This window comes from Ruegeria sp. BH6, assembly GCF_056538105.1.
This window is the reverse complement of the sequence record NZ_JBQFSR010000003.1, coordinates 357180-383393: the sequence shown is the minus strand read 5'-3', so window position 1 is coordinate 383393 and position 26214 is coordinate 357180. Positions and strand designations below refer to the sequence as shown.

Below are 26214 nucleotides of genomic sequence, written 5' to 3'. Positions count from 1 at the left end.
CATACCTCCTACTGCACCGATCAGATGCCACACACCGGGGCGCTCGGGTTACGCGGTCCCCGAACAGCAACAGTTTGCGCTCCATCAAAATGGAAACTCCCCTGATCCGGCTGGTGAGAACAGCCGGTTAACGGAACGTTAATTAAATTCAAAAGCGCTGTATAGAAGGGTGCGTGATTCAACCAGTGGGTGCAGATAAAACGCCGCAGTACCGGCCATGATCGTGCAAGCGCAGGCCTGCGCGATACCGCCAAGTTTTTATAGGTCAAACCGTCTGAACCGGCGCGAACCTGCCCTTGCGGGAGGGCTGTCTATGTAATTCGAAACACCATGTTTCGACCGTGATTGCGTACATTATCGCAACAGTCCGCAGAAAAGTCCGCAACTGAACGCTGAAGGGAAACTCAACCCCGGCGCAAGAACAAGGCGGCAACCGATTCCTCGGGTTGCCGCCTGCAGCTTACATAGCACCGGGAACCGGTGCCGCCGGATCAGTCGATTTCACGACCCTCAGTATCGGACATGTCAAAGTTCAGATATCTGGCCACTGTCTGCACGTCCTTGTCGCCCCGCCCGCACATGTTCATGCAGATTAGATGATCCCTTGGCAGGTCGGGTGCAATTTTCATGACATGCGCCAGCGCATGACAAGGTTCCAGCGCCGGGATGATGCCCTCGGTCGCGCAGCACAGCTGGAACGCTTCCAGTGCCTCTTTGTCAGTGATCGAGACATAGTTCGCCCGGCCAATGTCGTGCAGCCAAGAATGCTCGGGTCCGATACCGGGGTAATCTAAACCGGCCGAGATTGAATAGCCTTCCAGAATCTGCCCGTCATCATCCTGCAGCAAATAGGTGCGATTGCCGTGCAAAACGCCCGGACGCCCGCCGGTCAGCGAGGCGCAGTGCTCCATTTTCTCGTTCACGCCTTTGCCGCCAGCCTCAACGCCAATGATGTTGACGTCTTTGTCGTCGAGGAACGGGTAAAACAGGCCCATTGCGTTCGATCCACCACCAATGGCGGCAATGATCGTGTCGGGCAGACGACCTTCGGCCTTCATCATCTGTTCCTTGGCTTCCTTGCCAATGATCGACTGGAAATCCCGGACCATCGCCGGGTACGGGTGCGGACCAGCGACGGTGCCGATGCAATAGAACGTGTCGCGGACATTGGTTACCCAGTCGCGCAGCGCGTCGTTCATCGCGTCTTTCAGTGTCCCACGGCCAGAGGTCACCGGTATCACCTCGGCCCCCAGCAAGCGCATGCGGAACACATTCGGCGCCTGACGCTGCACGTCATGCGCGCCCATGTAGACCACACATTTCAGACCGAACTTGGCGCAGACGGTGGCGGTAGCCACGCCGTGCTGCCCTGCCCCGGTTTCCGCAATGATCCGGGTCTTGCCCATGCGCCGCGCCAGAATGATCTGGCCCAGAACGTTGTTGATCTTATGCGCGCCGGTGTGGTTCAGCTCATCGCGTTTCAGGTAGATTTTCGCACCGCCCAGATGCTCGGTCAGGCGTTCCGCGAAATACAGCGGTGACGGGCGGCCCACATAATTCGCCCACAGGTCGTCCATCTCAGCCCAGAAGGTGGGATCGTCCTTGGCCTTTTCATATTCCTCTTCCAGCGACAGGATCAGAGGCATCAGCGTTTCGCTGACGAACCGCCCGCCGAATATGCCGAAACGGCCCTGTTCGTCGGGACCGGACATGAAGGAATTGAAAAGATCGTTGGCCATGGGTGTCTCCCTCGTCGTACCCGTTGTTCATAGGAGGTGACGACAGGATTTGCCATGGCAAAACGTATCATTCCGCCGCTTGAACATGCTGTGCCCAAACCTGTAACGCCTGCTGGTTGCTGGGCACGGCAATACAGGGAAAGTGATAGAACTGATTCATATCTGCCAGTCGATTGGCCGCTAGAACGACCTGGCGGTGGGGACCCGACTGGGCAAAGGTTAACATGGCTTCGAGGTCGTGCCAGACGCTTAGCGAGAAATACAGCCCCTGGTGTGGGAACACGCCAGCATGCAGGCACAAGGGGTCACCGCGCGCTTGTAGCAATGCCTGACGGGCGCGCCAGAAGAACTCTGGCCCATAGTACCATCGTTTCAATGAAACTCCGCCGATCGCCGCCAGCATGATTACGTCCTCCCCTATCGGGGATACGCAGGTGTTTGCCGATCAGATCACCGGGTCGCGTCGATAAAGGCCCGGACCAATGCCGAATCCTTGACGCCGGGTGCACCTTCGACTCCTGACGAGACATCCACCTGTCGCGCACCGGTCATGCGGATCGCCTCGGCGACGTTCTCGGGCGTCAGCCCCCCGGCCAGCATCCACGGACGTTGCCAGTATTTGCGTCCCGCCAACAAACGCCAGTCAAACGCCAGACCATTGCCACCCGGCAGTTCCGCGTTACGTGGCGGCTTTGCGTCGATCAGCAGCTGGTCGGCAACTTCGGAATAGAGATCAATCGCAGCAAGGTCTTCTGCCTCGGCCACGCCGATTGCCTTCATCACCGGCAAACCAAAACGGTCGCGAACCTCGGCCACCCGATCCGGGCTTTCCTTGCCGTGCAGTTGCAACATGTCCAGCGGTACATTGGCGACGATCCGGTCCAACTCCTCATCCGTCGCATTCACCGTCAGCGCGACCTTGGCAACCCCGGCGGGCGCCAAATGGGCCAGTTCTGCGGCGGCTGGAATCTCAAGATGGCGGGGCGATTTGGGAAAGAAGACAAACCCGACATAGCGTGCGCCAGCATCCACCGCTGCGCGCACATGATCAGGGGCGGTCAGACCGCAGATTTTGACGGATACATCAGACATAAAAGGGCCTCAGCTGGCCTCGTCCAAAAGCGCCAGAACTTCGTCTTGCCCTTCGTTCTGCTTTTTCTTGAGCTTCTTGACTTCACGCTCAAGCTTGCGCACTTCGCTTTTCTTTGTGGACGCATCGCGGCGATGCTTATGCTCGCGCAGCCATTCCCACAGGAAACCGATGATCAGGCCCGCAACCACACCGCCCAGCACCACGACAAACAGCGGCAGCGACGTGCTGAGGTTAAAGCCCAAAAGCTCGGCAAAAGCTTCGGGCATCAGGGTCAGTTCAACCGTTTCGCGATTGGCCAGCGAGACGGAGATGAGAACGATCCCGAGGATCGCCAGAAAAGCATATCGAAGGTAGCGTATCATGCCCTAGGCTTTACCGTTCAATCGGTCCCTAAGCAACTTGCCAGTTTTGAAAAATGGAACACATTTTTCTTCGACCTGAACAGTTTCCCCGGTGCGCGGATTGCGGCCAACGCGCGCGTCGCGCTGTTTTACCGAAAAGGCACCAAAGCCACGCAGCTCTACGCGGTCACCGCGTGCCATGGCATCCGTCACTTCCTCGAACACGGTATTCACGATCCGCTCGACGTCGCGTTGATACAGATGCGGGTTTTCGTCGGCGATTTTCTGAATCAGTTCTGAACGGATCATAAGCGTTACCCTCCCAGGCGACCGGTTAGCCATCTCTATTTATTTGGACAGTATAGGAAAAAACCGTGATCGGGGGAACGTAAACTCTGTGTGCAAAGCCTTCATTTTCGCGCCAAGTCACGCGTTTTTTTGCTTGCGAGCGTGAAATTCACCGCAAAAGCGTGAACGACACCCGGAATAAGCCCAAATTTTGGAACATATTGATTCGCAACAAAAACGGCCCCGCGCGGATACGCGGGGCCGTAAATTCGGCTAAGGCTGAGGCCCGGGCTTAGTCGCCCGATTTCAGCGCTGCACCCAGGATATCGCCCAGCGATGCGCCCGAGTCGGAGGAACCGTACTGTTCCACGGCCTCTTTCTCTTCGGCGATCTCGCGTGCTTTGATCGACAGGCCCAGACGACGAGTCTTGCTGTCGACGTTGGTGACGCGGACGTCGACCTTGTCACCAACCGAGAAACGTTCGGGGCGCTGTTCGGCACGGTCGCGGCTCAGGTCCGAACGGCGGATGAAGGACTTCATGCCTTCGTATTCCACCTCGATGCCGCCATCTTCGATTGCGGTCACTTCGACGGTCACGATCGAGCCACGCTTCACGCCGCCCACGGCTTCGGCGAACTTGTCACCGCCCAGGGCTTTGATCGACAGCGAGATACGCTCTTTTTCCACGTCAACTTCCGAGACAACGGCTGAAACCATGTCGCCTTTGCGGTAGTTCTGGATCGCATCTTCGCCACGCTCGTCCCAGGACAGGTCCGACAGGTGAACCATGCCGTCGATGTCGCCTTCGAGGCCAATGAACAGACCGAATTCGGTGATGTTCTTGACTTCGCCTTCGACCTCGGTGCCCTCGGGGTGTGTTTCTGCAAACACTTCCCATGGGTTGCGCTGAGTCTGTTTCAGGCCCAGAGACACGCGACGCTTGGCGCCGTCGATTTCCAGAACCATGACGTCGACTTCCTGGCTGGTCGAAACGATCTTGCCGGGGTGGACGTTTTTCTTGGTCCAGGACATCTCGGACACGTGCACCAGACCTTCGACACCGGCTTCCAGCTCGACGAACGCGCCGTAGTCGGTGATGTTGGTGACGCGACCCTGATGGACCGAGCCCAGCGGGTACTTGGCGGCAACCAGATCCCACGGATCTTCCTGCAGCTGCTTCATACCCAGGCTGATGCGGTGGGTCTCTTTGTTGATCTTGATGACCTGAACCTTGATGGTTTCGCCGATCGTCAGGATCTCGGACGGGTGGTTAACACGACGCCATGCCATGTCGGTGACGTGCAGCAGGCCGTCAACGCCGCCCAGGTCAACAAATGCACCGTATTCGGTGATGTTCTTGACGACACCCTCGACGGTCTGACCTTCGGACAGGTTGCCGATAACTTCGGCACGCTGCTCGGCACGCGATTCTTCCAGGATTGCGCGGCGCGAAACAACGATGTTGCCACGGCGGCGGTCCATTTTCAGAATCTGGAACGGCTGTTTCAGACCCATCAGCGGGCCAGCGTCGCGCACGGGGCGAACGTCAACCTGCGAGCCGGGCAGGAACGCAACTGCGCCACCCAGATCGACGGTGAAGCCACCTTTGACGCGACCAAAGATTGCACCTTCGACGCGCTGGTCGTCGGCATATGCTTTTTCCAGACGGTCCCATGCCTCTTCACGGCGGGCCATCTCGCGCGAGATGACAGCTTCGCCACGGGCGTTTTCTGCGGCGCGCAGGTAAACTTCGACCTCGTCGCCTACAGCGATTTCAGGGGCTTCGCCGGGATTTGCGAATTCTTTCAGATCAACGCGGCCTTCCATTTTGTAGCCTACGTCGATGATGGCTTGGCCGGCTTCGATCGCCAGAACCTTGCCTTTGACAACAGAACCCTCTTCGGGTGTGTCCATTTCGAAGCTTTCGTTCAGGAGGGCTTCGAATTCCTCCATGGATGCGTTAGCCATGTGGCGTTGTTTTCCTTTACATAACGTTTTTACTGGCCGAGCGGTTGTTTCCGCCGGTCTTGTTTCATGATGCCTTCAGGCGTGATCCGGGGCGCATCTGACTACACAAACACAAAGGGCCGAGGTAACCCGGCCCTGCTCAGATACGTCATCCGGACGTTGACCGCCCTTGTTCAGACGCGTGCTCTATAGCGAGTCTGCTGAAGCACTGCAAGTCAAAGCCGGAAAGCGACCCAGTTGTCGCAAGTTGAAGTCCTCCGTCGGCGAAACGATGCTAGGCTCAATCCAGCGATCAAGGAGCAGACGATTTGAATTTTCTGGTCATTATTTCCGACGAACACCGTAAGGACGCGATGGGATGCGCTGGCCACCCGATCGTCAAAACCCCCAATCTGGACGCCTTGGCGGCGCGGGGTACGATGTTCACCTCGGCTTATACACCGTCGCCAATGTGCGTTCCCACCCGCGCCGCGTTGGCTACCGGAGAGTGGGTGCATACCACTGGTCACTGGGACAGCGCGACACCCTATGCCGGGCATCCGCGCAGTTGGATGCGTCAACTGCGAGACACGGGGCGCGAGGTCGTCTCGATCGGCAAGCTGCATTTTCGCTCGGCCGAGGATGACAACGGTTTCTCGCAGGAAATACTTCCCATGCATGTCGTCGGAGGAATTGGTTGGGCCGTCGGCCTGCTGCGCGAGAACCCGCCCGCGTATGATTCAGCCGCCGAACTGGCGGGTGATGTCGGCACCGGGTCCAGCACCTATACCGACTATGATCTGGATATTACCGCCGCATCTGAGGTATGGCTGACCGATCCGAAACGTCACGATGCACCATGGGCCGCCTTTGTGTCCCTGGTCAGCCCGCATTATCCGCTGACTTGCCCCGAGGAATGGTACGACCATTATGATCCCGCGGATATGGACCTGCCGGTGGGCTATGGCCACGGCCTCCCTGATCACGCAGAGCTGCAAAACATTGCGTCGTTCTTCAACTACGATGACTATTTTGATGAACAAAAAATGCGCGAAGCCAAGGCCGCATACTACGGGTTAACATCCTTTATGGACGATTGCGTGGGGCGCATCCTGACAGCTCTGGCCCAAAGTGGTCAGGCCGAAGATACGGTCATTGTCTATGTTTCAGACCATGGCGACATGATGGGCGATCAGGGGTTCTGGACCAAACAGGTGATGTATGAGGCCAGCGCCGGGGTTCCGATGATCCTCGCCGGACCCGGTATTCCCAACGGCAAGCAAGTCTCAACCTGTACAAACCTGACAGACATTGCAGCAACCGCACGGGACGTCTGCGGTGTTCCTGATGATGCAGGCAATACCGATCAACCGGGCGTTTCGCTTATCGATCTGGCCACGGCACCGGATGATCCCAACCGAACCGGGTTTAGTGAATATCATGACGGGGGGTCAAAAACCGGCAGCTTTATGGTGCGCTGGGATAAGTGGAAATACGTCTATTACGTTGGGCATGACCCCCAACTATTTGATCTTGCATCGGACCCGAATGAACAGACCAATCGCGCCACGGACAGAGTTAACGACCCCGAAGTTCAAGCGGCGTTGGTCGAAGGCGAACGCCGTCTGCGCGAAATATGTGACCCCGAAGAGGTCAACGCGTGTGCCTTTGAGGATCAGCGTAAGAAGATTGCCGAGCTGGGCGGAGAAGAAGCCTGTCGAACGGCATTCGTCTTCAACCACACTCCAACCCCGTCCGAGCAAGAAAAGCAGCGCGAAGGATCCGCGCTCTAGTTCAGAATTCCTCGCCTTCTTTTGAGAAGCTCGTATCAGCTCACGCTGAAGGTCACCGCGCCCGAACTGACGTGTGCCGCAGCAATCGCGCGCCCAGAGCGTCAAAGAGCCATTCTGAGGGTAGAGAATATAACACTCCACCCTCAGTTTCACCTCAAGCGCCCTCTGTAGCGAACGCAAAGAAGGTCTAGAACAGTTGCAAATCCTTCGCGCCGCTTTGTATTTCGGCAAAGTTCGGCATGTTTTGGATCGGTACGGATGATGGCGCCGCGCCCGGCATCGCAACTGTCGGCTTCGTCGCCATTGTCTTGCCGAATGCTGGTCGCTGCAACTCCCCTCGGATATCATGCAACAGCATTTTGTGATCCGGCATTTTTGTGAGGATCTGCGCAAGATGCGCTTTCGCAGTCTTCATGCCCTGGAACCAAATCTGTCGCTTTAGTGGCCGCAGACGATCACGGATGCCGGTCCCGTAACCGGTATCATAAACCTGTTTACCCAATAGAACCGTTTGGTAAACGCGAAAGTTGAACAACGTCGCAAATTCGATGTCATGTTCCATTGGCAGACGATGCTGCCATAGCTCCAGGTTTTCGGCTAACCGATCCGGTATTTTCATCTCTGTCCGCGCATCGATCCAATACTGATCGTCAGTGCGGTTACCCAATCGATAGTGAAGACAGATGAACTCCAGAACCTCATCATAAAGCTTATTCATCTGCCGGTTATACCGCGTCCGCAAGGATGGCTCGATGTCTCGCGTGGGCAAGTGTTCCGCAAACCACCGCACCGCATGATCGACCATATGTATCGCCGTACTCTCTAGCGGTTCAATAAACCCGCCGGACAGGCCGATCGCCAAACAGTTCTTAACCCAGGCATTGCGCACACGCCCAATGCGCATGGGGATCACGCGCGGCGTCGCGCCCTTGCCGCTGTCACCCAGCCATTTGAGGTATTCATCCGCCGCCTGATCATCCGTGCGATGCGCGGATGAGAACACATAACCCGTTCCCACACGGTTATAGAGAGGCACCCGCCAGGTCCAACCTGCGCCAAGAGCGGTCGAGCGCGTGACGCTTTCAATCTTCTTTGGGTTGGGATGCTCGATCTGCAACGCCATGGCACGATCATTTGGCAAATAGTCCGAGTAATCCATAAACGGTTCGCCAAGCGCTTGGTTGATGATCAAGCCGCGGAACCCTGTACAGTCTATGACCATCTCGATGTCATGGCGGCCCTGGCGTTCCAACATCAGATGGCTGACATTGCCCTGTTCATCCAGTTCGACCGATTTCACCTCATCTTGAATATGCTCTACACCGCGCTTGGTGCAGACTTTGGTGAGCATGCCGGCAAATTTCACAGCATCCAGATGATACGCATAGCCAAACCGCTGTTCGTATTCAGGCTGCCCCAACTGCCGTGCGCCTTTGCACAGACGAGCCAGATCATCATGTGGTGATATGGACCGCGTAAAATCCCGATCCCCATTGCCAAAGCGCAAGAAATACTCGGCTGTTTCCAACCCTTCCAACAATTGGCCATGCGCAAAGGGGTTCACATAATCGATGCGATTGCCTTTGCGGTCCTTGTTCCAGTTGCAAAACTTCACACCCAGTTTGAACGACGCGTTGGTTTCGCGAAAAAAGTCCCGCTCGGAAATACCCGCCTGGCGGAGCGTGACCGGCATGCGCGGCACTGTCGCCTCGCCCACACCCACTGTCGCGATATTGGGGCTCTCGATCAGGCATATGCGAGGGCGATCCTTTTCCGCTGACGTGCGTGAAAGCACCATTTCCAGTATCAGCGCGGTCATCCACCCTGCTGTGCCGCCACCGACGATGGTGATCTTGCGCAAACGATTATTCATGTTTTTTTGTCCCTGTTGGCTCAAGGGATATTATAGCTACGTGCCCATTTTTTGTGTTTTGGACTTAGATCGCAGCTTTCCCTTATGGCGTATCGAAGACTATAACAGCTTTATTGCGTCCAGCTAGGGCCTATAACACTGGGAAACTCAGACCTATCCTACAGGATTGAGACCTGAGGGGTGGGCAGGTATCATCACAGGCTCGAATCCTGAACGCTCGTCAAATCTCCTCACCTTTCTTCAGAAGATCTTCGATCAATTGTCGCTGCAATTCGTTGCTGTCACCGCCACCAAATTGAATCGCCCCTCCGGTGTAGGACGTGCCGTAAGTTGCAGCGATATTCACTGTCTGCGCCAAGCCAGAGATCAGTTGATCCTTCTTCAAAGACGAAAGCGGATGAATGAATGTTGCCCAAACGATTCCGTTGGCAATCGCATAGCGCGCATCCAAAGCGGTGTCGAAATTGGCCTGCATCATTCGGTGCAATTCCTCTTTTGACAGTTCATCAGCACTGCGGACTGCCACCATCGCACGCATGCGATCAGTGCTGATATCCGTGACGACCAGAACAGGCACATCCGACAGTGTCAAAGCAAAGCCCGGCCCCTGCGGCTGTGCCTCGGGATCAAGCGCAAAGAGGATCTTGCCCAGACGTTCATAGTCCATCGGTGGCTCGGTCTCAGGCGCATCTTGGGCCGCCAGACCTCCGGCCAGAAAAATCAACACTAGGGCTAGTCGGATCATGGCATCTCTCCTGCAGGCTACTCCCTTACAATAGGTACCTGCCTGCACCCTGACCAAACAAAGCTTAGTGAAGAGTATGTCGTGCGCCGCCACAAGTTTGAACGATCTGCAAGGTTTGCCGATCTTACTGCGATAGCCCGTTCAAAACACTGCCCCTAACTTTGTTTCAGCGGTTGGCTCCCCCGCCGACCCGAACCTGAACAGGAAAGGAAAACACAATGAAATCTCTGGTTCTGACAACCCTGATCGCCACCTTGCCCCTGATCGCCGCACCGGCCTTTGCAGCGGATGAGATCAATGTCTCGAACGGCATCTCGGCTGCTGGCGCGCCCTTGGCAGCACATGGCGTCGATCTGGTGGCCTTGGTCAACGAAGGTAACCCGGTCGAAGGGTTTGCCACCCATTCCTCGACCTACGACGGGGCATCGTACTACTTCACCAGCGCCGCCAATCTCGAGGCGTTCGAGGCCAACCCCACCGCCTATCTGCCACAGCACGGCGGGTTCTGTTCCTTCGGCGTGTCTGTCGGCAAGAAATTTGATGGCGACCCGGACCAGTATCTGGTCACAGACGGCAAGCTGTATCTGTTCCTGAACGCTGAAACTCGGGCTGCGTTTCTGAAAGACGTGCCAGCCACAGCAAAAACCGCTGATGATCAGTGGGCGCAGATCAAATCCGTCGCCGTAGGCGAGCTGTAATTACCTCTCCCCGCGGCGTTAGGACGTTGCGGGGCGTTTGCTTTCGACAAGAGCTACGGCCTGGGCCAAAGCAGCTTCGATACTCAGATCAGACGTATCCAACAGCACAGCATCTGCGGCAGGCTTCATCGGCGCAGCACTGCGTTCGGCATCCCGCACGTCGCGTTCGCGCACATCTGCAAGCACAAACTCTCGGGTCACATCAGCGCCCTTTGCGCGCAGTTCCAAAAAGCGGCGCTCTGCCCGCACTTCGGCACTGGCGGTAACAAACAGTTTCACTTCAGCCTCGGGGCAAATCACCGTTCCGATATCGCGCCCATCCAGCACAGCCCCCCCTGCCCGACGGGCAAAGGCGCGCTGGAAATCCACCAACGCCGCGCGCACCTCGGGGATCACTGCCGCTTTCGAGGCCGCCTGCGCAATCTCGGCCGTACGCAAATCGCCTTGTTCCAGTTCTTCCGCAGTCAAAGCCTGCGCCGCCTCGATGGGGTCAGTCCCGTCCAGCGTTCGGCGCCCGACCGCGCGATACAGCAGCCCCGTATCCAGATGCGCAAAACCGAACAGCGCCGCCACCCCTTTCGAGATCGTCCCCTTGCCCGCCGCCGCAGGGCCGTCGATGGCGACGGTGAAACTCATGTGCGTTCGACCTTGGCACCCAGAGCGGCCATCAGCGGCTCGAAAATCGGGAACGAGGTCGCGATTGGCCCGCCGTCATCCACGGAAACCGGAGACTTCGCACCCATCCCCATGACCATGAACGACATGGCAATGCGGTGATCAAGATAGCTTTCGCAGGTGCCACCACCGGGGACGTTACCGATGCCCAACCCTTCGACCGACCACCATTCTTCGCCCTCGTCCACGGTCACACCATTGGCCCGCAACCCGCGCGCCATGGCGTCAATCCGGTCGCTTTCCTTGACGCGCAGCTCTTTCACGCCGCCCATCATCGTGGTGCCGTTGGCATTGGCCGCAACCACAGACAACACAGGATATTCGTCGATCATCGAGGCCGCGCGTTCGGGCGGCACATTGATCCCCTTCATATTCGGAGAGTATTTCGCGCGCAGATCAGCGACGGGTTCGCCGCCCTCTTCCCGCTCATTTTCGTACGTCAGATCCGCGCCCATTTCGCGCAATGTGGTGAACAGCCCCGCGCGGGTCGGGTTCAGGCCGATGCCCGGCACCAACACGTCAGAGCCCGGCGTGATTAGTGCCGCACATACCGGAAAGGCCGCGCTGGACGGGTCGCGCGGCACAGCGATGACCTGCGGTTTCAACTCAGGGCGGCCGGTCAGCGTGATCACCCGGCCTTCATCCGTATCCTCGACGTTGATTTCGGCCCCGAAACCGGCCAGCATCCGTTCCGAGTGGTCACGGGTGGCCTCTTTCTCAATCACAACGGTCTTGCCCGGCGCGTTCAGACCGGCCAGCAGCACCGCGGATTTCACCTGCGCCGACGGCACCGGCACCTCATACCGCACCGGTACAGGCTCTGCCGCACCCACGATGGTCATCGGCAGCCGCCCGCCCGAGCGCCCAACCGATTGCGTTCCGAACAGTGCCAGTGGATCGGTGACGCGGGCCATCGGTCGCTTGTTCAGGCTTGCATCACCCGTGAAGGTCGCAGAAATCGGGCAGGTCGCCATCGCGCCCATGATCAGCCGCACACCGGTACCCGAGTTGCCGCAGTCAATCACCTGATCAGGCTCGGCAAATCCACCAACGCCCACGCCATGCACACTCCATTCACCGTCGCCGTGATCCGTGACCTCAGCCCCAAAGGCGCGCATGGCCTTTGCGGTGTTCAGAACATCCTCACCTTCCAGCAGGCCCGAGATTCTGGTCTCACCCACTGCCATTGCGCCGAGGATCAGCGACCGGTGCGAGATCGACTTGTCGCCAGGCACCTCTGCCGTGCCGGTCAACGGGCCGCAGGGATGCGAGGTCATCGGGATGGGCGTGCCGTGTCCGGACATGGGGGCTCCTGTTTTCGCTATCAGTTCAAGGCGGATTAGCGAATTGGGGCCGGTTGGTCCAGCGGCAATCAGTCTTTGCGCCGGAAGGTCAGGTAATGTGGCGTCCGGCCTTCACGCAAAGCCTTTTGTTCATAGCGGGTGGAAATCCAGTCATCCCAGGGCTCGCGCCAATCAGCGGGGCGTTCGGCCAGCCATTCAAACCCGGCACGTGGAACCTCCTCCAACGTCTGGCGGACGTAGTCGGGAATGTCGGTGGCAACGCGAAAAATCGAACCGGGCTTTAGCGTGCGGGCAAGTGGCTCCAGATGTTCCTGCGTCACAAAACGCCGACGGTGATGACGCGTCTTGGGCCATGGGTCAGGATACAAAAGAAACGCCCGTGAAATGCTGGCCTCGGGCAGCACATCGAACAAATCCCGCGCATCGCCGGGATGAACGGCCAGGTTTTCGACCCCGGCCTTGCGGATCTTGCCCAGCAACATGGCGACGCCGTTGATATACGGCTCGGCCCCAATGATACCGATATCGGGGTTGCTGGCGGCCTGATGGACCAGGTGCTCACCACCGCCAAAGCCGACCTCAAGCCAGACATCTTTACCGCCGAACAGTGCCTTGAGGTCCAGCGGATGACGTTCAGGATTTGCGTCCCAGTCCACCGCACCAGGCGACAAAGCATCGAGATCTTCGTTCAGATACGTCTTTTGACTCTGCTTCAGGGCCTTGCCCTTAAAGCGGCCATAGAAGTTTCTGCGGGGGCGGTGGGGTGTCTGGGTGCTCATGGCGGTGCCCATACTGCGCAGGCGGGGTCAAAGCAAGGGGCGGTCGCGTCAGTTCTGCTGACACGCCGCCCCAAATTGCATTTCCTACAATAGAGCGCGCCCGCAAGGGCGCACAGTTTCATTGTGGAACGGTCAGACTGCCGACTTCAGAGCGTCGGTCAGATCCGTACGCTCCCAGCTGAAACCGCCATCCGCATCAGGCTGACGACCAAAGTGGCCATAGGCCGCCGTACGCTGGTAGATCGGCTTGTTCAGTTGCAGATGCTCACGAATACCGCGCGGTGTCAGATCCATCACCTTATCAACGGCTTTCTCGATATCCGCATTCTCCACCTGACCCGTTCCATGCGTATCCGCGTAGATCGACAGCGGCTTGGACACACCAATCGCATAGCTCAGCTGAATGGTGCAGCGCTCTGCCATGCCCGCAGCAACCACGTTCTTGGCCAGATAGCGCGCAACGTAGGCCGCCGAGCGATCCACCTTGGTCGGGTCTTTGCCCGAAAACGCGCCGCCGCCATGCGGTGCGGCACCACCATAAGTGTCCACGATGATCTTACGCCCAGTCAGACCGGCGTCGCCATCAGGACCGCCAATCACGAACTTGCCGGTGGGATTCACGTGCCATTCGGTATCAGCGTTCAGCCAGCCGTCGGGCAGGGTTTCAGTGATATAAGGTTCGACAATGGCGCGGATGTCGTCCGAGCTCAGCGACTCATCCAAGTGCTGGGTCGACAGTACGATCGAGCTGACGCCGACCGGCTTGCCATCCCGATAAATCACGGACAGCTGCGATTTCGCATCCGGGCCCAGCGCGGGCTCAGACCCATTCTTGCGCACCTCTGCCAAGCGCCGCAGGATCGCATGGGAATACTGGATCGGCGCGGGCATCAGCGCGGGGGTCTCGGTGGTGGCATAACCGAACATGATGCCCTGGTCACCGGCGCCCTCGTCCTTGTTGTCCGAGGCATCCACACCCTGTGCGATATGGGCGGATTGTTCATGCAGCAGGTTCGTCACCTCGACGGTTTCATGGTGAAATTTATCCTGCTCGTAACCGATATCCTTGATGCAGGCGCGCGCTATCTCGTCGATACGGCCCATATAGTCGTGCAGTTTTTCCTGATCAGACAGACCTACTTCGCCGCCAATGACGACACGGTCCGTGGTCGCAAAGGTTTCGCACGCCACGCGGGCTTCGGGTTCTTCGTTCAGAAATGCGTCAAGTACAGCATCCGAGATTCGGTCACAAACCTTATCCGGGTGCCCTTCGGATACGGATTCCGAAGTAAAAGTGTAGTTCTGTCGGGACATGAAAGTGCTCCATTAAGATTTCCCCATCACGCCAGGAAGCCGTTGTGACGAGCATGCGAGGGGATACGCCCACACAAACACAGGGTCAATCGGTAATTATGCATGCGCCCGCCGGGCGTTGCGCCAAAACAGCGCGAAGAGAGCCGCCAGTAGGACAAAGACCGGAACATCCCCATTCCTGGAATACACCGTTGAGACAAACGGAGCAGGCAGTTTTGCATCGAAATATCCAGCCTGACCCAATGGAAGCGCCTGCGTGATGCGCCCCAAAGGGTCAATCATCGCCGACACGCCGGTATTGGCTGACCGCATCATCGGCAGGCCTTGCTCAATCGCGCGCATCTGAGCCTGGGCCAGATGCTGATAGGGTCCAGATCGTGTGCCGAACCACGCATCGTTGGTGATCTGCAACAGAAAATCCGCGCGCCCCGGCGCGGACAAAACATCCTGCGTGAACACTGCCTCATAACAGATCAACGGCAGCGCCTTGCCCAGCTTGCCCGCATCCATCAAAGCTGCCCCGGGCCCAGCGGTGAACCCATTGCCGTTGGTCGCCGCCATGCCATAGATACCAAATTTTGCCATCACCTCGCCGAACGGTACATATTCCCCAAACGGGGCCAGGTGGTGCTTGTCGTACAGACCCTGCAGCTGGCCCTTCTCATCCAGATAGATCATCGAGTTATAGATACGCGGTCCGTCACCACGCTGAATGCCCAGAAAAACCGGCGTGCCCTGCGCCGCATCGGCAATGGCATCCAGATAGGGCTGCGCGCTGCTCAGCCAGGCAGGTACCGAGGTTTCGGGCCAGACAATCAGATCGGGCCGAGGCTGCGCCGCAGTAAACTCTATCTGGCGTGCAAAGAACAAAGGCGCGTATTCGGGGTCCCATTTTTGATGTTGCGGCGCGTTCGGTTGGATCAGGCGCACGACATGATCGGTTTCCGTAACCGCCGGGCGCGCGAAGGCATAGCCCAGCGCCAAATTGGCAGCGCCTACTGTCAGTCCAAGCGGCAATGCAAATCCACCGCGTTGCGCCAGTGCCGCCCCCAAGGGCAACGTCGCCAACAGGGTCAACGCGCCCAAACCATAGGGTCCGACCAATGACAATAGCTGGGCCACCGGAGAGCCGACCCAAACCTGCGCCAGCCCCGCCCATGGAAATCCTGTCAGCACATAGCCGCGGGCCATTTCCGCCAGCGACACGGTCACAACCAGAAAAACAGCTTGCGTGATTGCGCCGCCCGCAGGCCGCCGCGCGACCCAGAAGGCCAGCGCCCAGAACAACGCCAACCCTCCGGCCATGAAGATGAGGGCGAAAGGTGCCATCCAGGCATGACGTTCCGCGTCCACCAAGAACGGCTCGACAATCCAGCTGAGACCATGTGCGAAATACCCGGTGGCAAAAGCCCAGCCCAGCCAGGCGGCCCTGCCCCGTGTCTCGGTTGACAGAAACAACGGCGCCAACAGCACCAGAGCAACCAGCGTTGCCGCCCACACACCAAACGGGGCAAGGCCAAACGCCGCCAGCGCACCCAGCAGCGCCGCCAATGCACATTTCAGCCAAATGGACCAACCCTGTGCAGGGTTCATACAACGAGATCCGGCAACATGACGCGCAGACGCTTGATCCGGCGTGGATCGGCGTCGATCACCTCGAATTCAGGGCCTTCGGGATGCAAGACAACCTCACCCCGCGCGGGTACGCGGCCCGACAGCATGAAGACCAAACCGCCCAGAGTGTCGATCTCTTCCTCATCCACGTCCTCGTGACTGGTCAGCGAGCGCCCGATCTCGGCCTCGAACTCTTCCAACGGGACGCGGGCCTGAACGATGTAACAACCCGGCTTGTCCTGAACCCAAAGCTGATCTTCATCCGCGTCATGTTCATCCGCGATTTCACCCACGACCTGTTCGATCAGATCCTCAATCGTCAGCAGCCCGTCGACACCACCATATTCGTCGATCACCAACGCCATATGGCGACGTTCCGTCTGCATCTTGGTCAGCAGAACCCCAATCGGCATCGAAGGCGGAACGAACAGCAACGTCCGCAGCATCTTGACCAGATCGAATTCACTGGACCCACCGTTAAATCCGTGGGTTAGGGCAAAGTCCTTTAGGTGGACGAACCCCAAAGGCGTGTCCAGCGTGCCCTCATACACCGGAATCCGCGACAGACCGCTTTCGCGGAACACCTGCGCCAGCTCATCCTTGGTGATTGTTGAAGGGACCGAGATGATCTCGGCCGTTGGGATGGCCACGTCCTCAACCCGCATCCGCCGCAGGTTGATCATGCCGCGCGGCTGTGCCTTGTCGACCTCGTGACCGTTGGTCACCTGGCCTTCCTCATCCTCGCCCTGCGGCGAAAACGCATCCACTATTCGAGAAAAGAAACCGGCTTTCTCTTTACTATCTTCACCGCTGTTCCTGGTTTGCGCGCCCTGCGCCGCCATAGAACTGCCGTCTGTCTCGCCCATAATCCTATTCCAAATAATCGGCCTTGATGGCCCGTCTACATATTATATGGGTCATCGATACCCATTTTGCCAAGTATAGCGACCTCAACCGTTTCCATCAAAGTGGCGTCGGTGTCACGAATGTGATCGTAGCCCAGCAGATGCAAAGTCCCGTGAATGATCAGGTGCATGACGTGATCATTCATTGATTTCCCTGCCTCATCCGCCTCGCGCGCGCAGGTGTCGTAGGCAATCGCAATGTCCCCCAACGGGATTTCACCGGTGAAGTCCGGCTCAGGCGGCGTCGGGCTCTGCCCCGGTTCCTCGGCTGCCAAATCCTCGGCGGGCCAGCTGAGCACATTGGTCGGTGTGGGCTTTTCCCGAAACTCCGCATTCAGTTCGGCGATGCGCGCATCATCACAGGCCAAAAGGCTGACTTCACACAGGTCAGAGTCCAAACCGCAATAGTCCAACACCGCCTGAATGGCACGCGTGGCCAAGGGTTCCAGCCCCTGCCAACGTGCGTCTTCAATTGTCAGTTCAAGGTTCATCTCACCACGTCCAAAGCCTGCGGCTGCGGACGATTACCCCGTCTCACGGCCCGAGTCGGCCTCATACGCTTCGATAATGGCGGCGACAAGCGGGTGGCGGACCACATCCTTCGAGGTGAAATAGTTAAAGCTGATATTTGGGATCGTTTTCAGCAATCGCTCCGCGTCTTGCAGCCCCGACTGAACCCCGCGCGGCAGGTCGACTTGCGAGCGGTCACCTGTGATCACCATGCGACTGCCCTCACCCAGACGGGTCAGGAACATTTTCATCTGCATGGTCGTAGCATTCTGCGCTTCATCCAACACCACAAACGCATTGGCCAGGGTTCGCCCGCGCATGAAGGCCAGAGGAGCAATTTCGATTCGTTTTTCCTCGATCAGCTTGGCCAGTTGTTTGCCGGGCAAAAAGTCATTCAGCGCGTCATACAACGGCTGCATGTACGGATCGACCTTGTCTTTCATGTCACCGGGCAGATAGCCCAACTTTTCACCGGCCTCGACCGCGGGGCGGCTGAGGATAATCCGATCCACATGCCCACCGATAAACATCGACACGCCAGCGGCAACAGCGAGGTAGGTCTTACCCGTGCCTGCGGGACCGATCCCAAACGCAAGTTCATTTTGGAACAGCGACTGAACATAGGCCTTTTGCGCGTCTGTGCGCGGCTCGACCAGCTTTTTGCGGGTCTTGATCTCAACCGTGCCGCCCTTGAACATCTCAAGCTGATCACCGTCGCGGCTGCCGGTTTCTTGTTCCGATCCGCCCATCCGCAATTCGCGATCCACATCGGCGGCCTCGACGTCGCGCCCACCTTCCAGACGGGTGTAAAGGGCCTGCAGCACCTCTATCGCCTGCTTCTGAGCGTCTTCGTCACCCATGACAACCAACTGATTGCCACGGCGCACGATCTGGACAGACAGCTTCGTTTCGATTTCGGTCAGGTTGCGGTCATACTCGCCGCACAAATCAATCAACAACCGATTGTCAGGGAATTCAACAAACGCCTCACTTTGGGGCATGTCATCTTGCGGTGGGGTAAGGGCACCGATGGCCAATCCGTTCTCCTGTCTTGGCGTTTATACCCTGAGCGTAGACAACATTTCTCGGTGGGCGCAAGCCACAGTTTCAATTTTTCCCAAACAGATGGTAAAACCGCCGAAATCAGACGCAGCCGAGCACCACCCCAATCGCGGACAGCTTCAGAAGGTGTAATTCAATCCAAAACGCAAACCACGGTAGCGAGGGGTGGATTTTGTTGAGAACCCGTTGTCGAATTCAACCTCGCGCGAGTCGAATTGCACGTATTCAAACTCACCCGTGATCGACCAGTTGTCGTTCAGACTGTGTTCTGCACCGATACTGGCTGAAAACCCATTTCGAGAGTCACTGTCTTCAAAGGATTGAACCGTGCCGCCCGTGGACAGGCTGCTTGACGTTGTGATGTCACCCTGCACGTACCCGACCGAGACAAAATACAGAACGGTGCCGCTCTTGTTGGTCAAACCGTTGCGAAAACGTAGGGAAATAATGTCCGAAACCTCAGATCCGCCAGTAACATCTACAGTGCCAATATCCATCGACACCTCATCGTCGATCTTTCCGAAGTCATAGCCGAGTTCGAACCCATAAACATAATCCCGGCCGCCGATTGCCGGCAGAACACCACGCCAACCGCCACGGATACCACCGTAGCCGCCACTCAGGTCCAGCTCTCCGATTTCGAAAAGATCCGTCTGGGTACGCAGTCCGAATCGGTCCGTGCCACCCGATGCATAGGCCCCGCTCAGGCCCAGATAGAACGCGCTAACGTCGCTGCCCAAACGCTTGGGACTGACAACCGGGGGATCCGTCACCCCCTGTTCAAGGTTACCCGCCACCGCTGCGCTGGAAAAAAGTGAAAGCACCAGCACCGCCGGAAAAACAAACCGGCCGTTTGGCCCCAAGAAACGTGTTAGGAATTTCACTCGTACCCTCCATCGTCCTGGCCCGAAAACAGGGTCAGCACCGACCTGAATTTTAGGAAACAGAAACCCTTTTCCCCAAATACGTCCGGCTTTTGTCCGAACATAGTTACCGGCGATAAATCAAGGGTTAATTTTTGGAACAATTACCCACTATGGCTTTCAAACAGCACTTTGGGGGGGCATCAGATCAGCGCACCGGCCAGCGAATTTGCCCCTGAGGCGGTGATTTCAACACCTCGCAATTCTCCGACCGCGACATCGGCGTCAGACACGTGAACCGAATGTAAATACTCGGATTTCCCGACCATCTGGCCTGGCAGCCGTCCAGATTTTTCAAACAGAACCTTGACCTTGCGCCCTACCATTGCGTCCTGAATTTCCCGCTGATGCCGCGTGATCAGGGCCTGCAGGCGCTGAAGACGGTCATCCGCCGCATCAGGATCAACCTGAGGCCGCTCGGCTGCAGGCGTTCCCGGACGTGTCGAGTATTTGAAGGAATAGGCATAGCCGTATTTGACCTCTTCCACCAAATCCATGGTGGCCTGGAAATCCTCTTCGGTCTCTTCAGGGAAGCCAACGATGAAGTCCCCAGACATCACGATATCGGGCCGCGCAGCGCGGATACGTTCGATCAGGCGCAGATAGCTTTCGGCGGTGTGGCTGCGGTTCATGCGTTTGAGGATTCGGTCCGAGCCTGACTGCACCGGCAGATGCAGATACGGCATCAGTTTCTCGCAGGTTCCGTGCGCCTCGATCAGGTCGTCTGCCATGTCATTGGGGTGCGAGGTGGTAAAGCGGATGCGCTCCAACCCATCAACATTGTTCAACTCCCAAATCAGCCCGGCCAGTGTCATGTCTCCGTTTGCACCAGCCCCGTGATAGGCGTTGACGTTCTGACCCAACAGAGTGATCTCACGCACGCCGCGTTCAACCAGGTCTTGCGCCTCGCGGATAATACGATCTGCGGGTCGGCTGACTTCGGCACCGCGAGTATATGGCACCACGCAGAAGGCACAGAACTTGTCACAGCCTTCCTGCACGGTCAGAAACGCCGTCGGGCCACGCTTGGCCTTGGGACGGTTTTTGAGCTTTTCGAACTTGTCCTCTTCGGGGAAATCCGTGTCCAGCGCCTTGGCACCGGTGCGCGTCTTCGCCTCCATCTCGGGCAGGCGGTGATAGCTTTGCGGCCCCACAACCAGATCGACCAGAGGCTGACGGCGCATGATCTCTTCGCCCTCGGCCTGTGCCACACACCCCGCCACGCCGATCTTGAGGTCAGGCTTTTCCGCCTTTAGGCCCTTGAACCTGCCAAGTTCGGAATAGACCTTTTCGGCGGCCTTTTCCCTGATATGGCAGGTGTTCAGCAAGATCATGTCGGCATCATCGGGGCTTTGCGTTTCCACATAGCCCTGCCCACCCAGCGTCTCGGACATGCGTTCGCTGTCGTAGACGTTCATCTGGCAACCGTAGGTTTTGATATACAGCTTTTTGGGTTCCGACATGGGTATGGCCTTTGCGCTGACGGGGTCGGCGTCATCTATACCCTACGAACGCCGCTTGCAATGCCGGGGCGGATACCCGATTTTGACAGCAGATTCCAGCAAAGTGGAACCGGACAGGCAATGCAATACGACTCTCTCGACGATTTCCTCACCTCTGGCAAATCCGCTCTGGCCAAGGGCCCTGTCGCGCTGATCTTTGTTGAAGACAATGTCGAGGTCGACGGCACGCTCCGGCACCATCTGCATCTGGGCTTTAAGTCCGTGATTGCCTTCATGCCGCAGGATTTCGCACTGGGTTCTGAATTGTCTGACCGCATCCACAGGGTCACCCTGACCTGCGTACCCAGCACAGTTGCATTCGACTCAATCAACAGGATCATTCAGGCCGCGCCGGGTATCTGGATGTATTATTGCTATAACGCCGAGTACCTGTTCTTTCCGTTTTGCGAGACCCGCACGGTGGGCGAATTGCTGGCCTTCCACGCCGAGGAACGCCGCGACGCGATGCTCAGCCATGTCGTCGACCTTTATGCTGATGACCTGAACACCTTTCCAAACGGCGTCGCCCCGGATCACGCCATGCTGGACAGCACAGGATACTACGCCCACGCCCGCCACGACGCCGAAGGCTACCCGGTCGAGAGGCAGCTCGACATGTCCGGCGGCCTGCGCTGGCGGTTCGAAGATCACATCCCTTATGAACGCCGCCGCATCGACCGGGTTGCTCTGTTCAAATCGCGCAAGGGGCTGGAATTGCGGCCCGACCACACCTTTAACGAGCCGGAATACAACACCTATTCCTGCCCTTGGCATCACAATATGACGGCAGCCGTGTGTTCGTTCCGCGCGGCCAAAGCGTTGAAGACTAACGCCGGGTCCACCTTCGACATTCCAAGTTTCTGTTGGCACAACTCGGTGCCATTTCAGTGGAAATCCGGCCAATTGCTCGATCTCGGACTGATCGAACCGGGCCAGTGGTTTTGAGCCCATTCTAGCGTCGTAGCAGCACCGGGAACCAGTCCTCGCGCAGGCGTTGACCGGGCGTCATGCCATGGCCAGGGTACGGCGGTGAAGTCCGGCCTGGACGCTCCACATACCGTGCATCATCCCCGACCAAACGCAGCGAAAACGCCCGACGGCGGCTGTCTGATTGGTTGCCGCGCGCGCCGTGCAGCGTGCGATAGTTGAACGCCACTGCATCACCCGGCTCCATTTCGAATTCCACAACTTTCATGCCCTCGGCATCCGGGTCCGGAACGGGGATGTACTGGCCTTCGTCGGGGAAGAACCCTTCTTCCGATACCCAGCGGGTCGGCAACACCTCTTTCTGCCAACGGTGTGACCCCGCCACGCAGCGCAGCGTCGCTTTTTTAACCGGGTCGAGCGGCGACCAGAAGCTGATGGTCTGCTGCCCCTCGACAAAGTAATATGGACCATCCTGATGCCACGGTGTCGCCATTGAGGTACCGGGCTCTTTGACCAGAACGTGATCGTGAAACATCTGCACGGTTTGGGACTGCATCAGATCCGCTGCAACCTCGGCCACCGGAGAGTTTTCGATCACATCCCGGAACTGATCAATCCGCGACCAGTTGCAGTAATCGTCAAAGAACAGACCGGTCTCGCCCTGTTTCTTGTTTTCTGACGCGTACGGGCCGGGTTCTGCCATATTCGCGGCAACGCCTTCGCGCAGCGCTTCGACGTGACCGGTATAAAGCCCCTTGATCAGGACCACGCCGTCCTGCTGGAAAGTGTCGATCATCTCTTGCGTGACCAGAGGGTGCGTCATGTCAGTCTCCGTGCCGTAGGGTTGTGTGATCTGCACATGACAAAGTTCTCTGTTCAAGTAATATCTTTCAAAGGTAGGCTTAACTTCATGTTATATATTTCCCTGCGCCAATATGAATATGTCTGCGCCATCGGGCGGCATGGCAGCCTGTCCGCCGCCGCACTGCACCTGAATGTCTCGCAACCTGCGCTGTCCAACGCATTGACGCGGGTCGAGGAACAGCTGGGTTATCCCCTGTTCGCCCGCAGGCGCGGAGCAGCCATGGCGCTGACACCACAGGGCCGCAGTTTCATTGATGAGGCCGAGGCGCTGCTGGCCAGTGCCGCCCGGTTGGAAAATGCCACTGATAGAGACGTGGGTAAGACCCGGTTGCGGCTGGGGTGTTTTGTTGATCTGGCGCCCTTCCTGCTTTCACGCGCCTTGCGCCAGTTACGTGTGCAGATGCCGGACGTTGCAATCACCTACAGGGTAGACAGTTTCGAAGGGCTGATCTCGGGCCTGATTGACGGGCGGATTGACCTTGCCCTGACCTATGGGCTCAGCATGGATGCAGGTTTTACCCAGCAGACGCTGTTCACAAGCACGCCGCATGCTCTGCTGGCGCCGGATCATCCCTTGGCCGCACACAGCGACGTTTCCCTTCAGGACCTAGCGGCCTACCCGCTGATCCTGTCAGAGGAAGGGTTGTCGGCACAGCATGTATTGGGGCTGTTTCGCCAGATCGGGGAAAACCCAACGGTCGCACATCGCGCGGCCTCGTTGGAAATTCAGCGCAGCCTTGCGGCACATGGCGAAGGGGTTGCGATCAGCTATGCCAATCCCCCCGCCCATACCAGTTATGATGGGATGCCCTTGCTAAGCCTGCCCGTTTCGGACCCATTTACGGCAGAACCCGTGGTGCTGGCACGACATGGCACTGGCCCCTCGAACACGCAGATTGCGACCGCCGAGCAGGCCCTATCTGATCTAAACCCGTAAGATTACTTTTTGCGCAGACGGATCACGACATCGACCGATGCGATTTCAACCCCTTCGGGTGCTTCGGGCAAGCGCTGAATCACCAATTGATCCGAGGGCGCATCGCTTAGGCGACTCTCATCCTCCCAGAAAAAGTGGGGGTGATCATGGGTGTTGGTGTCGAAATAGCTTTTTGACCCGTCCACCGTGATTTCCTGCAGCACCCCGGCGTCGCAAAACGCGCGCAGGGTGTTGTACACGGTCGCCAGTGAAACAGCATCGCCGTTCTTCTTGGCCGCATCAAACAGGCTTTCGGCTGTGACATGACGATGTTTGCCGTCGCCCACCAGCAATTCGGCCAAGGCAACGCGCTGACGCGTCGGGCGTAATCCTGCGTCAACCAACCAGGAAGTCGCTATGTTTTGGCTCTGAGGTGTCATGAATCCGATACCTGTTCTTTTCTGAACTATATATAAGGGTTCCGGCTAGGCAATTTCAAATGAAATTCATTCGCAAAGAATGCCCTAAACACAACATGATGTGGGCGACCGCTCTTGCAGGACCTTGCATACGGGTGCTAGGTGAGGCCAGATTAGATAAACGGACCCCTGGCAGGAGAGGCGGCAGAATGGCCCAATTCCCGAGCAGCTTTGACAAAGACGATCTGCTGAAATGCGCCCGTGGCGAGTTATTCGGCCCCGGTAACGCGCAGCTACCTGCTCCGCCGATGCTGATGATGGACCGCATCACCGACATTTCGGAAGATGGCGGTGCGCACGGAAAAGGCCATGTGCTGGCCGAATTCGATATTACCCCGGACCTGTGGTTCTTTGACTGCCACTTCCCCGGCAACCCAATCATGCCTGGCTGTCTTGGGCTGGACGGTCTGTGGCAGCTTACCGGCTTCAACCTGGGCTGGCGTGGCTGGCAGGGGCGCGGCATGGCCGTAGGCGTGGGCGAGGTCAAACTGACCGGCATGGTGCGCCCGGACCGTAAAATGCTGACCTACAAGATTGATTTCAAGAAAGCGATCCAGACTCGCCGCCTGACGATGGGCGTGGCAGATGGTATCGTCGAAGCGGACGGCGAAATGATTTACGACGTCAAAGATATGAAAGTCGTTCTGTCCGAAGCCTAAGCCGGACTAGCTTGAAATAAGGAGCACGCACATGCGTCGAGTAGTTGTCACCGGTCTGGGGGTTGTCTCTTCCATCGGGAACAATGCCGAAGAGGTTCTGGCCTCACTCAAGGCCGGTAAATCCGGCATCGTGGCCAATGAGCAGATGGTCGAACATGGCTTTCGCAGCCAAATCGCCGGATCGCTGGATATTGATGTGTCCGAGCATGTAGACAAGCGCACACTGCGCTTCATGGGGCCCGGCGCGGCCTATGCCCATATTGCCATGACCCAGGCAATTGCAGATTCAGGCCTGACCGAGGATCAGGTTCAAAACCCACGCACCGGGCTTGTCGCCGGATCGGGCGGCCCGTCGACCAGCGCCATGCTGACCGCGCATCAGACGGTGCTGAAAACCGGCGCAACCAAGCGCATCGGCCCCTTTGCGGTTCCGAAATGCATGTGCTCGACGATTTCCGCGAACTTGGCAACCGCGTTTAAGATCAAGGGCATCAACTATTCGATCACATCGGCCTGTTCGACCTCGCTGCATTGCATCGGCAACGCGGCCGAACAGATCATGCTGGGCAAACAGGACGTTATGTTCGCCGGCGGCGGTGAAGAACTAGACTGGACCCTATCCTGCCTGTTCGACGCGATGGGCGCAATGTCCTCGAAATACAACGACTCGCCCGACAAAGCCTCGCGCGCGTTCGACCAGAATCGCGACGGGTTCGTGATCTCGGGCGGTGGCGGCATCGTCGTGCTTGAGGATCTGGAGCACGCGCTGGCCCGCGGCGCCAAGATTTATGCCGAAGTGACCGGCTATGCCGCGACCTCGGACGGCCACGACATGGTAGCCCCGTCTGGTGAGGGTGGCGAGCGCGCGATGCGTCTAGCCCTGTCGACACTGCCCGAAGGCCGCAAGGTCGGCTACATCAACGCCCACGGTACTTCGACCCCGGTCGGCGACGTGGGTGAGGTTGAGGCCGTGCGCCGTATCTTTGGCGAAGGCAATGTGCCCCCGATTTCATCGACCAAGTCGATGACGGGCCACGCACAGGGTGCCGCAGGCGCGCTTGAAGCGGTCTTCTGCCTGCTGATGCTGCACCATGATTTCATTACTCCGTCGATCAATGTCGACACACTTGCCGAAGGCATCCTGCCCGGTGAAATTGCAACTCAAGTAGTTGAAAACGCAGGCTTGGACAGCGTGATGACCAACAGCTTCGGCTTTGGTGGCACCAACGGGTCCATGGTTCTGTCAAAGTATAACGGGTGAAT

General features: G+C 57.9%; 26 protein-coding genes and 1 riboswitch. Of the genes, 6 read left to right on the top strand and 20 right to left on the bottom strand.

Annotated features, from left to right (window positions below; all coding sequences use genetic code 11):
* Positions 1 to 491: 491 nt before the first annotated feature.
* The 6 genes from trpB to rpsA form a co-directional block, all read right to left on the bottom strand.
* Entirely contained in the window at positions 492 to 1739 is a 1248-nt protein-coding gene (gene trpB / locus ACR0B8_RS09980; RefSeq protein ID WP_170362439.1) for a tryptophan synthase subunit beta, read from the bottom strand.
* Between the two features lie 67 nt (positions 1740 to 1806).
* Complete coding sequence (locus tag ACR0B8_RS09975) at positions 1807 to 2142, bottom strand: hypothetical protein (RefSeq protein ID WP_170362440.1); 336 nt, start codon at positions 2140 to 2142, stop codon at positions 1807 to 1809.
* Between the two features lie 47 nt (positions 2143 to 2189).
* Entirely contained in the window at positions 2190 to 2831 is a 642-nt protein-coding gene (locus ACR0B8_RS09970) for a phosphoribosylanthranilate isomerase (RefSeq protein WP_170362441.1), read from the bottom strand.
* Positions 2832 to 2840: 9 nt separating this feature from the next.
* Positions 2841 to 3194: a lipopolysaccharide assembly protein LapA domain-containing protein gene (locus ACR0B8_RS09965; protein WP_170362442.1), complete on the bottom strand. Its 354-nt coding sequence runs from the start codon at positions 3192 to 3194 to the stop codon at positions 2841 to 2843.
* A gap of 3 nt (positions 3195 to 3197) precedes the next feature.
* Positions 3198 to 3482: an integration host factor subunit beta gene (gene ihfB / locus ACR0B8_RS09960; protein ID WP_037310872.1), complete on the bottom strand. Its 285-nt coding sequence runs from the start codon at positions 3480 to 3482 to the stop codon at positions 3198 to 3200.
* Positions 3483 to 3753: 271 nt separating this feature from the next.
* Positions 3754 to 5430 (bottom strand): 30S ribosomal protein S1, encoded by a 1677-nt coding sequence (gene rpsA, locus ACR0B8_RS09955; RefSeq protein WP_010438032.1) that lies wholly within the window; start codon positions 5428 to 5430, stop codon positions 3754 to 3756.
* Between the two features lie 308 nt (positions 5431 to 5738).
* Here rpsA and ACR0B8_RS09950 point away from each other — a divergent pair, with 308 nt between their 5' ends.
* Complete coding sequence (locus ACR0B8_RS09950; RefSeq protein WP_480658296.1) at positions 5739 to 7202, top strand: sulfatase family protein; 1464 nt, start codon at positions 5739 to 5741, stop codon at positions 7200 to 7202.
* A gap of 187 nt (positions 7203 to 7389) precedes the next feature.
* Here the strand turns inward: ACR0B8_RS09950 and ACR0B8_RS09945 are convergent, their stop codons facing one another.
* Together ACR0B8_RS09945 and ACR0B8_RS09940 are read right to left on the bottom strand one after the other, a co-directional pair.
* A complete protein-coding gene (locus ACR0B8_RS09945; RefSeq protein ID WP_170414147.1) occupies positions 7390 to 9075 on the bottom strand; it encodes a tryptophan halogenase family protein in 1686 nt (561 codons plus the stop codon).
* Between the two features lie 220 nt (positions 9076 to 9295).
* Positions 9296 to 9820 (bottom strand): hypothetical protein, encoded by a 525-nt coding sequence (locus ACR0B8_RS09940; protein WP_170378974.1) that lies wholly within the window; start codon positions 9818 to 9820, stop codon positions 9296 to 9298.
* A 218-nt stretch (positions 9821 to 10038) separates the two neighbouring features.
* Between ACR0B8_RS09940 and ACR0B8_RS09935 the strand changes: the two genes are divergently transcribed.
* Positions 10039 to 10518: a YHS domain-containing (seleno)protein gene (locus ACR0B8_RS09935; RefSeq protein ID WP_170351763.1), complete on the top strand. Its 480-nt coding sequence runs from the start codon at positions 10039 to 10041 to the stop codon at positions 10516 to 10518.
* A gap of 18 nt (positions 10519 to 10536) precedes the next feature.
* On the opposite strand, the gene ACR0B8_RS09930 is transcribed toward ACR0B8_RS09935, so the two are convergent.
* The 10 genes from ACR0B8_RS09930 to miaB all read right to left on the bottom strand — a co-directional run bounded on the left by ACR0B8_RS09930 (position 10537) and on the right by miaB (position 21067).
* Positions 10537 to 11154: a (d)CMP kinase gene (locus ACR0B8_RS09930; RefSeq protein WP_226688943.1), complete on the bottom strand. Its 618-nt coding sequence runs from the start codon at positions 11152 to 11154 to the stop codon at positions 10537 to 10539.
* Entirely contained in the window at positions 11151 to 12497 is a 1347-nt protein-coding gene (aroA, locus tag ACR0B8_RS09925) for a 3-phosphoshikimate 1-carboxyvinyltransferase (RefSeq protein WP_170362445.1), read from the bottom strand. Before aroA ends, ACR0B8_RS09930 begins: the two co-directional genes overlap by 4 nt.
* 68 nt (positions 12498 to 12565) lie before the next feature.
* Positions 12566 to 13276 (bottom strand): tRNA (guanine(46)-N(7))-methyltransferase TrmB, encoded by a 711-nt coding sequence (gene trmB, locus ACR0B8_RS09920; RefSeq protein ID WP_170362446.1) that lies wholly within the window; start codon positions 13274 to 13276, stop codon positions 12566 to 12568.
* Positions 13277 to 13408: 132 nt separating this feature from the next.
* Complete coding sequence (gene metK / locus ACR0B8_RS09915; protein ID WP_170362447.1) at positions 13409 to 14590, bottom strand: methionine adenosyltransferase; 1182 nt, start codon at positions 14588 to 14590, stop codon at positions 13409 to 13411.
* A 5-nt stretch (positions 14591 to 14595) separates the two neighbouring features.
* A riboswitch (SAM-SAH riboswitch) is annotated at positions 14596 to 14644 on the bottom strand.
* 42 nt (positions 14645 to 14686) lie between these two features.
* A complete protein-coding gene (lnt, locus tag ACR0B8_RS09910) occupies positions 14687 to 16183 on the bottom strand; it encodes an apolipoprotein N-acyltransferase (RefSeq protein WP_226688940.1) in 1497 nt (498 codons plus the stop codon).
* The gene (locus ACR0B8_RS09905; RefSeq protein WP_170362449.1) at positions 16180 to 17070 is read right to left on the bottom strand and encodes a hemolysin family protein; all 891 of its coding nucleotides are present in this window, start codon (positions 17068 to 17070) and stop codon (positions 16180 to 16182) included. The genes lnt and ACR0B8_RS09905 overlap by 4 nt, the downstream gene beginning before the upstream one ends.
* A gap of 35 nt (positions 17071 to 17105) precedes the next feature.
* Positions 17106 to 17600 carry an rRNA maturation RNase YbeY gene (gene ybeY, locus ACR0B8_RS09900; RefSeq protein ID WP_170351770.1) on the bottom strand — a complete coding sequence of 165 codons (495 nt, stop codon included), beginning with the start codon at positions 17598 to 17600 and terminating at the stop codon, positions 17106 to 17108.
* Positions 17601 to 17633: 33 nt separating this feature from the next.
* A complete protein-coding gene (locus ACR0B8_RS09895; RefSeq protein ID WP_170362451.1) occupies positions 17634 to 18656 on the bottom strand; it encodes a PhoH family protein in 1023 nt (340 codons plus the stop codon).
* 144 nt (positions 18657 to 18800) lie between these two features.
* Positions 18801 to 19565: an outer membrane protein gene (locus ACR0B8_RS09890; RefSeq protein WP_226688939.1), complete on the bottom strand. Its 765-nt coding sequence runs from the start codon at positions 19563 to 19565 to the stop codon at positions 18801 to 18803.
* A gap of 182 nt (positions 19566 to 19747) precedes the next feature.
* On the bottom strand, positions 19748 to 21067 hold the full coding sequence (gene miaB, locus ACR0B8_RS09885; protein WP_170362452.1) for a tRNA (N6-isopentenyl adenosine(37)-C2)-methylthiotransferase MiaB: 1320 nt from the start codon (positions 21065 to 21067) through the stop codon (positions 19748 to 19750).
* A 120-nt stretch (positions 21068 to 21187) separates the two neighbouring features.
* Here miaB and ACR0B8_RS09880 point away from each other — a divergent pair, with 120 nt between their 5' ends.
* Positions 21188 to 22051: a hypothetical protein gene (locus ACR0B8_RS09880; protein ID WP_226688938.1), complete on the top strand. Its 864-nt coding sequence runs from the start codon at positions 21188 to 21190 to the stop codon at positions 22049 to 22051.
* A gap of 7 nt (positions 22052 to 22058) precedes the next feature.
* Here the strand turns inward: ACR0B8_RS09880 and ACR0B8_RS09875 are convergent, their stop codons facing one another.
* Positions 22059 to 22856 (bottom strand): phytanoyl-CoA dioxygenase family protein, encoded by a 798-nt coding sequence (locus ACR0B8_RS09875; RefSeq protein ID WP_170362454.1) that lies wholly within the window; start codon positions 22854 to 22856, stop codon positions 22059 to 22061.
* Positions 22857 to 22943: 87 nt separating this feature from the next.
* Between ACR0B8_RS09875 and ACR0B8_RS09870 the strand changes: the two genes are divergently transcribed.
* On the top strand, positions 22944 to 23834 hold the full coding sequence (locus tag ACR0B8_RS09870) for a LysR family transcriptional regulator (protein WP_170362455.1): 891 nt from the start codon (positions 22944 to 22946) through the stop codon (positions 23832 to 23834).
* 2 nt (positions 23835 to 23836) lie between these two features.
* Here ACR0B8_RS09870 and irrA read toward each other — a convergent pair whose 3' ends face one another.
* Positions 23837 to 24253, bottom strand: a complete 417-nt coding sequence (irrA, locus tag ACR0B8_RS09865) for an iron response transcriptional regulator IrrA (protein WP_170351777.1) — start codon at positions 24251 to 24253, stop codon at positions 23837 to 23839.
* 188 nt (positions 24254 to 24441) lie between these two features.
* Between irrA and fabA the strand changes: the two genes are divergently transcribed.
* Both fabA and fabB read left to right on the top strand, forming a co-directional pair.
* Positions 24442 to 24951 carry a bifunctional 3-hydroxydecanoyl-ACP dehydratase/trans-2-decenoyl-ACP isomerase gene (gene fabA / locus ACR0B8_RS09860; RefSeq protein ID WP_058283235.1) on the top strand — a complete coding sequence of 170 codons (510 nt, stop codon included), beginning with the start codon at positions 24442 to 24444 and terminating at the stop codon, positions 24949 to 24951.
* Positions 24952 to 24982: 31 nt separating this feature from the next.
* On the top strand, positions 24983 to 26212 hold the full coding sequence (gene fabB, locus ACR0B8_RS09855; RefSeq protein ID WP_170351778.1) for a beta-ketoacyl-ACP synthase I: 1230 nt from the start codon (positions 24983 to 24985) through the stop codon (positions 26210 to 26212).
* The last annotated feature ends 2 nt before the right edge of the window (positions 26213 to 26214 follow it).

Bases quoted from the DNA above. Each gene is read 5' to 3' on its own strand.
- fabA (WP_058283235.1), top strand. From the start codon at position 24,442: ATGGCCCAATTCCCGAGCAGCTTTGACAAAGACGATCTGCTGAAATGC.
- aroA (WP_170362445.1), bottom strand. From the start codon at position 12,497: ATGTCCGGACACGGCACGCCCATCCCGATGACCTCGCATCCCTGCGGC.
- lnt (WP_226688940.1), bottom strand. From the start codon at position 16,183: ATGAACCCTGCACAGGGTTGGTCCATTTGGCTGAAATGTGCATTGGCG.
- trpB (WP_170362439.1), bottom strand. From the start codon at position 1,739: ATGGCCAACGATCTTTTCAATTCCTTCATGTCCGGTCCCGACGAACAG.
- ybeY (WP_170351770.1), bottom strand. From the start codon at position 17,600: ATGAACCTTGAACTGACAATTGAAGACGCACGTTGGCAGGGGCTGGAA.
- ihfB (WP_037310872.1), bottom strand. From the start codon at position 3,482: ATGATCCGTTCAGAACTGATTCAGAAAATCGCCGACGAAAACCCGCAT.
- fabB (WP_170351778.1), top strand. From the start codon at position 24,983: ATGCGTCGAGTAGTTGTCACCGGTCTGGGGGTTGTCTCTTCCATCGGG.
- ACR0B8_RS09905 (WP_170362449.1), bottom strand. From the start codon at position 17,070: ATGGGCGAGACAGACGGCAGTTCTATGGCGGCGCAGGGCGCGCAAACC.
- ACR0B8_RS09935 (WP_170351763.1), top strand. From the start codon at position 10,039: ATGAAATCTCTGGTTCTGACAACCCTGATCGCCACCTTGCCCCTGATC.
- trmB (WP_170362446.1), bottom strand. From the start codon at position 13,276: ATGAGCACCCAGACACCCCACCGCCCCCGCAGAAACTTCTATGGCCGC.
- miaB (WP_170362452.1), bottom strand. From the start codon at position 21,067: ATGTCGGAACCCAAAAAGCTGTATATCAAAACCTACGGTTGCCAGATG.
- ACR0B8_RS09880 (WP_226688938.1), top strand. From the start codon at position 21,188: ATGCAATACGACTCTCTCGACGATTTCCTCACCTCTGGCAAATCCGCT.
- ACR0B8_RS09970 (WP_170362441.1), bottom strand. From the start codon at position 2,831: ATGTCTGATGTATCCGTCAAAATCTGCGGTCTGACCGCCCCTGATCAT.
- ACR0B8_RS09930 (WP_226688943.1), bottom strand. From the start codon at position 11,154: ATGAGTTTCACCGTCGCCATCGACGGCCCTGCGGCGGCGGGCAAGGGG.
- irrA (WP_170351777.1), bottom strand. From the start codon at position 24,253: ATGACACCTCAGAGCCAAAACATAGCGACTTCCTGGTTGGTTGACGCA.
- ACR0B8_RS09870 (WP_170362455.1), top strand. From the start codon at position 22,944: ATGTTATATATTTCCCTGCGCCAATATGAATATGTCTGCGCCATCGGG.
- ACR0B8_RS09975 (WP_170362440.1), bottom strand. From the start codon at position 2,142: ATGCTGGCGGCGATCGGCGGAGTTTCATTGAAACGATGGTACTATGGG.
- metK (WP_170362447.1), bottom strand. From the start codon at position 14,590: ATGTCCCGACAGAACTACACTTTTACTTCGGAATCCGTATCCGAAGGG.
- ACR0B8_RS09945 (WP_170414147.1), bottom strand. From the start codon at position 9,075: ATGAATAATCGTTTGCGCAAGATCACCATCGTCGGTGGCGGCACAGCA.
- ACR0B8_RS09875 (WP_170362454.1), bottom strand. From the start codon at position 22,856: ATGACGCACCCTCTGGTCACGCAAGAGATGATCGACACTTTCCAGCAG.
- ACR0B8_RS09940 (WP_170378974.1), bottom strand. From the start codon at position 9,820: ATGATCCGACTAGCCCTAGTGTTGATTTTTCTGGCCGGAGGTCTGGCG.
- rpsA (WP_010438032.1), bottom strand. From the start codon at position 5,430: ATGGCTAACGCATCCATGGAGGAATTCGAAGCCCTCCTGAACGAAAGC.
- ACR0B8_RS09965 (WP_170362442.1), bottom strand. From the start codon at position 3,194: ATGATACGCTACCTTCGATATGCTTTTCTGGCGATCCTCGGGATCGTT.